Annotated in this window: 6 protein-coding genes; 2 read left to right on the top strand and 4 right to left on the bottom strand. The window is 48.6% G+C overall.

The features are described 5' to 3' along the window. From F6Q11_RS07475 to F6Q11_RS07465, 3 genes are all read right to left on the bottom strand, one after another. Nucleotides 1-2,216, bottom strand: a 2,216-nt coding sequence (locus F6Q11_RS07475) for a penicillin acylase family protein (protein ID WP_297027958.1), incomplete at its 3' end; no start/stop codon positions are given. Between the two features lie 85 nt (nt 2,217-2,301). Further along, nucleotides 2,302-2,544 carry a hypothetical protein gene (locus F6Q11_RS07470; RefSeq protein WP_297027956.1) on the bottom strand — a complete coding sequence of 81 codons (243 nt, stop codon included), beginning with the start codon at nt 2,542-2,544 and terminating at the stop codon, nt 2,302-2,304. A 99-nt stretch (nt 2,545-2,643) separates the two neighbouring features. Continuing rightward, nucleotides 2,644-3,372 (bottom strand): flagellin, encoded by a 729-nt coding sequence (locus tag F6Q11_RS07465; protein WP_297027954.1) that lies wholly within the window; start codon nt 3,370-3,372, stop codon nt 2,644-2,646. A 135-nt stretch (nt 3,373-3,507) separates the two neighbouring features. Here F6Q11_RS07465 and F6Q11_RS07460 point away from each other — a divergent pair, with 135 nt between their 5' ends. Then, complete coding sequence (locus tag F6Q11_RS07460; RefSeq protein WP_297027961.1) at nt 3,508-4,341, top strand: IS481 family transposase; 834 nt, start codon at nt 3,508-3,510, stop codon at nt 4,339-4,341. A gap of 11 nt (nt 4,342-4,352) precedes the next feature. After that, nucleotides 4,353-4,844 carry an NTP transferase domain-containing protein gene (locus F6Q11_RS07455; protein WP_297027952.1) on the top strand — a complete coding sequence of 164 codons (492 nt, stop codon included), beginning with the start codon at nt 4,353-4,355 and terminating at the stop codon, nt 4,842-4,844. Here the strand turns inward: F6Q11_RS07455 and F6Q11_RS07450 are convergent. Further along, the coding region (locus F6Q11_RS07450) for an ABC transporter ATP-binding protein (RefSeq protein WP_297027949.1) at nt 4,822-5,418 on the bottom strand (597 nt) is incomplete at its 5' end. The genes F6Q11_RS07455 and F6Q11_RS07450 overlap by 23 nt on opposite strands.

Raw genomic sequence — 5,418 nt, 5'->3', positions numbered from 1 at the left:
TTTTTTGTTAGGTAGTTTATCGCTTCAGCATAGGCCATCATCATGTCCGTTGTCTCGTTTCCGCTTTTGCCCGTGAATGGATTGCTGAAGAATGTTGAATTGTAATGCGTTATTGTCCAGTTGACCAGGTCTTCTATCAACGGGCCATGGTAGTAGTCATCGGATCCAAGGAAGAATGATGTTTGCCCAAGTCCGTAGATACCGTTTATGCCGTAATATGCCAGCCATGGTTCGAACACGGTGCTGACGAAGTCCCTTATGAAGAAATAGTATATCGTTGCTGCCGTTGAATTGATATCCATGTTTCCGTTCCATGACTTGAGCGCCGAGTATTCCGGCGTATCGCTCAGCCCAGATTCGTTCAGCACAGCCAATAACGGTTTGAGGAATATGCCCGTGGTGAAGTCGTGTACGCACAGTTGTATCCTTTCCATCTTCGCATAATTGAAGCCGTAGGTCGCGTTGATCATTGTGTATATCTGATCAGCACGGTACCCGGACTCATAATCCCATCCTATGTAATAGGGATAGTTTGGGGAAATCGTTATCTGGTTCGCTGAGAAGACGAAACCTGTAGATGGATCGTAAAGGCTAGGAAGATACTGCTGCGGAATGAAACCTGTCCAGTCATAAGATCCGTTTCCAGGCAGTATGCCTCTTGGGTTGCCCCTTGCTATGACTGGATAGAGCCCGTACGGTAATATCCCTATATTTCCGGAGCTGTCAGCAACCGCCCAATTCTGTATCGCGATCTTGAAGTACCTTGTCAGGTTCTGGACGAACTGTATAACGCTGTGCGCCCTGTTGATGTGGAGGAAGAAAGTTATCTCATAGGTTGGCATGTAGCCTGTCCAATCCATCGCTATGGGAACCCCCAGGCTGTTGTTTATGATGATTCCGTTAACTGCGCGGTATATATCAATGTGCACCGGTTTCTCTCCCTTCACCAGTATGGTTTCATTCTCCACTTTGAACGGCACCCAGGAACCGTTGAAGTAGTAATCCTCGGGATGCGTTGGGGAGGTCTGTTCAGCGTAGAAATACGTCTCCTGTATCTGTCCGTTGGTAGCGCCCCATGCAATGTAAGGATTGTGGCCCAGTATAACACCAGGGAAGCCCGGAAATGTGACACCTATGACGTTCATGCCTGGCGCAACGAGCTGGAAACCCATCCATATCGACGGCACGCTGGTGGTCAGGTGCGGATCGTTTGCAAGCATCGCCGATGTGTTTGATGTGCGTATGCCGTTCACGGCCCAGTCGTTGCTGCCGAAATCATGAAAAACCGTGTAGTTCATTTTTATATCATAGGCATCCGAAATACCTGTGAAGAAAATGGATGCCTTCACCAGACCGGTCATTGCACTTGTGTAGAAGGCATTGACTGTGGCGTATTCCGGATCGGACAGATTCACGTATGGAACGTAGAGGTTGAGATCCCTGATGTCGCCCTGCTCGGTGTATATATATGGGTTAAGCGAATAAGGGACTATCGGATGTTGTATCCCCGCTGGATACGCCGGGTATATGGTCTTTATGATAGATTCAGGCATCTTCTGCAGTGCAAAGTTGAAATAAATCGGATCGAGTCCTCCAGCACTGTTCTCCCATAGGAACAGCTGCTGCACCGCAAGTACGTCTGTGACGTTCCATGCGTGCAGCCTTGCATTCAGTATTTTAAACAGGAGAGGCAGCCTCGCATAGGTCAGGTTTCCAATGTATGCGTTTATGCCTGCCACGAAGGATTTCAGATAGATATACGTTAGGCTGCTGGTGCTAAGATTCTGCCTCTCCAGCACAGCGGTATTGTACAGCTGCAACTCACGCATGAAGATATCGGTCTGCAACGTTGATGGACCGGCGATTGCAGATAGGTTTCCGAGGGCCGTACGTTTGAGGAAATCTAGCTGTGCGAGCCTATACTCAGCCTCAAGATAGCCCTGCTCATAGTAGACGGCCTGGGTGCTGTTACTTGCTATGCCGATGAAACCGTCTGGCTGCCTGTAAACAATAACGCCGGCAGATACGTTTGAGAATTTGACGACAACCTTCTGGCTTCCAGGAGTGTAGAAATATGATGGAGGAGAGAATATGCCAGATGACGGATTCAGAACTTTGGTCAGTGGTGGAAGAGGGCCAATTGAGGAGAAGCCAGCGAATAGGAGTATTGCCAGGATCACTACAGAAACCAGCAACCGTATATAGCGTATCTTCATTGAAGTTTATCATAAAAATATTATTTATATTTATCGAGCAGAAAATACATAAAATAGTCAGTATGCCTCTTTCTCTAAAGCCTGTTCAGGCTGAAATGGCTTCCAAAGTCCTACTGGATGTCCTCGGACCAAACATTGCAAGAATCCCCGCAATGAGACCAGTTATGGCTATGAACCTGAAGCTAAATGCGAATGATAACGAGGCGACCAATAACGGTAGGAATAGTGCGCCAAATGCGCCGCCGACATGCCCTATTCCATCTGTCAGCGCAAAGCCGGAAGATCTTGCCCTTGGAGCGTAAGCGGATCCATATAAGTATTTCTTCATTATATTGGCAAGATTGCTTCTTGTTTTTAAAATGTTCTGAATATCGTACGCACTCACAAAATCAGGCGTACGGTATCTATCCTCATGATGAGTTGGCCTTCAGCTTATCACTATCGACTTGGTCGAGAAAGATGTCGGTGCGTTGAAGTCTATCAGCGCTGGGGCCCCGACCTCAGGCGTTATCTGGCCACTTACAGCGGACCCCTGCGTTATGTTTGTACCGAACGTGTTCGTAACGTTCACTATCAGTGCAGCGATATCACCGGTCTCAAGCACTGGATAGAGATTCGTCATGGAGTGCGATGGATCCGATTCAACCAGTATGCCAAAGTTCGTTGGGTTCTTGTGCGATGCTGACAGCTCTCCCCACACTGGTGCGGAGAATATGTTCGCAGAACCTGTGCCCGCTATATCGTAGAATATGCTTGTGTTGTACACCAGCACGGCTGTGACTCCACCCACCGACAGCGTTATGGTCGTGTTCGACAGATCAACCGGAGACCCTCCCGAGTTTATCGTCACGAAGATTGCAAGATAGGAAATACCGCCGGCCTCAGGCGGGTTGGCATAGTCATAGCCCAGTATCTGGGTTATGACCACGCCAGAGGCTACCTGCTGTATGGTGGTGGTTCCGGTGCTAGATGCCTTCTGCTGCAGGATCCCTGCCGTGTGTATGAGCACGGATGCGGCAACAGCAGCAACTAAGATCATCGCGATAAAGACAATAAGTACGCCTATACCCGATTCTGACTTCGAATCGTCAGTCTGGAATATTTTCTTCAGCTTCTTCAATGATTTAAGTATGGGCATCTGCTTCACTGTGTACATATGTATGTGAGTGGATAGGTATTTAATGATCCACGATTGAATTGCGAAATTGCGCATGGCCATGCACAGGAAAATGACGTATATCCTACATAAACTGCTACGAAAAAGTGCCTTATCTTGACCATGGTTGTAAATTTGACCTACATGTTAAACACCGAGGATAGGAAGTTCATAATAGACAGCGTGAAGAAGGGATACAAGGTCACGGAACTCGCCAGGATGTTCAACGTGACTCCAAGGAGGATACAGCAGATCCTGCACGAAAGCGAGATGCCTGGAAGCTCGAGGGACTCGGATCTCACCGAGGATGAGAAGAAGTTCATAGACGATCTCTGGGACAGGTACAGGATAGGTTCCAGGACCATATACTATCTGCTCAGGAGCAAGGGACTGAACGTATCGTACTACAAGATATACAATTACATGAAGCTGAAGAGGATGGTGCAGCTGAAGGAAAATGCGCTGATAGTCAATGGTAAGAAGGCTGAACCGCCACTTTCAACGGTGCTTCTGGACTACCACCAGAGGAACTTCAACGACCAGTACGCTGTATTCTGCGTTGACATGACAACAAAGAAGATACTGTCCTACGCAGAATCGGTAAAGATAACCAGCGATGTTGTTGCAGGCGTCCTCGAAGGGCTCAACGTGAGCGGGAAGATAAAGAGGCTTATGATAAGGAGCGGCGTTCTGAGCCTGATCTACAACTCGTCCAACCTTGGGTATCTTGCCAGGAAGAAGGGCATATCAGAGGTCATAACGGATAAGGGAAGCTCGAAGGTTCACCTTTCCCTTTCAAAGCTATGGCAGAACTATGACAGGTACAGGTGGACATTCGGCAGCCTTGAGGAATTCGTTAACTGGTACAATGAGAGGCCGGTAACGAGATTCGAGGACAGGATCGCATCTCCGGACCAGATATTCGAAGAGTATATCAAGAAGTACGATATGAACGCAGGAGACAGTTGATCTGCCTGATCATGGCTGGTGGACTCGGATCCAGGATGAACAATCCTGAGAAGGCCCTCATAGAGATCCATGGAGAGGCTCTAATTGATCGCACGGTCAGGTGCATAAGGGGCATATGCTCCATCATGTATGCTGCCATAGATCCATCGATGATTAGGCTGCGCGAAAAACTTCTATCCATGGATATAGGGGTCATTATGAGGCCGAGGCAAGGTTACGTCGAGGATCTGAACAACGCCATGATCTCCATCGGAAGATTTCCTATCCTCGTTGTCCCAGGAGATGTATACATTTTCAAATGCAGTGCATTTCTCGATTCTCTGCGCAGGGCCATGTCCACTCAAGCTGACGTTGTATCGCTGACGGACGGCGGGAAGTATACCGGCGTATCCATATTCAATGCGCCATCTGGATCCTACAAGAATATCGATCTTCTAGGATCGGCCGCCAACATCAACACACTAGAGGATCTTAGGTACGTCATTGAGAGGGATAGAACCTGACGCCCTCTGCCGATTCATACCTTCTGAATTTCACGCTGAAAACCTCGTACAGGGATTGTTCGTCCATTACCTTCTTCGGATCTCCCTGGTAAAGTATCTCGCCGGAACGCATCAGTATCACGTTGTCGCACTCGTTATAAAGGAAGTTTATGTCGTGCGATACTATCACGATGGTCTTGCCCTCCTCCCTGAACCTCCTTATTATGGACATGACCTTCACTGCCTTGTCTATGTCCAGGAATGTCATCGGTTCGTCCAGGAGTATGTACTTCGTGTTCTGGTACATCGCCGCCGCAAACATAACTATACGCTTCTCACCGCCGCTCAGCGTTGAGAATTCGCGATCTGAAAGGTGCATTATCCCGCAGGCCTCAAGGCATTCCTCGACGCTTGGCCCTTCCCTGCGCCTGCTGTATCCGGAAAGCGAGACTATATCCCTGACGGTGAAGTTCATTGGCACCGGCTGCTCCTGGTGCACGACGGAAACGAGGGACGCCACATCCCTTGGCTTCATGCCTGATACATTCTTGCCATCGATGTATACGGCACCGCCAGAAGGCCTCAGGAAACCGTA

This window comes from Thermoplasma sp., assembly GCF_008709555.1.
Lineage (GTDB): Archaea > Thermoplasmatota > Thermoplasmata > Thermoplasmatales > Thermoplasmataceae > Thermoplasma.
This window is presented reverse-complemented; position numbering and strand designations above follow the sequence as displayed.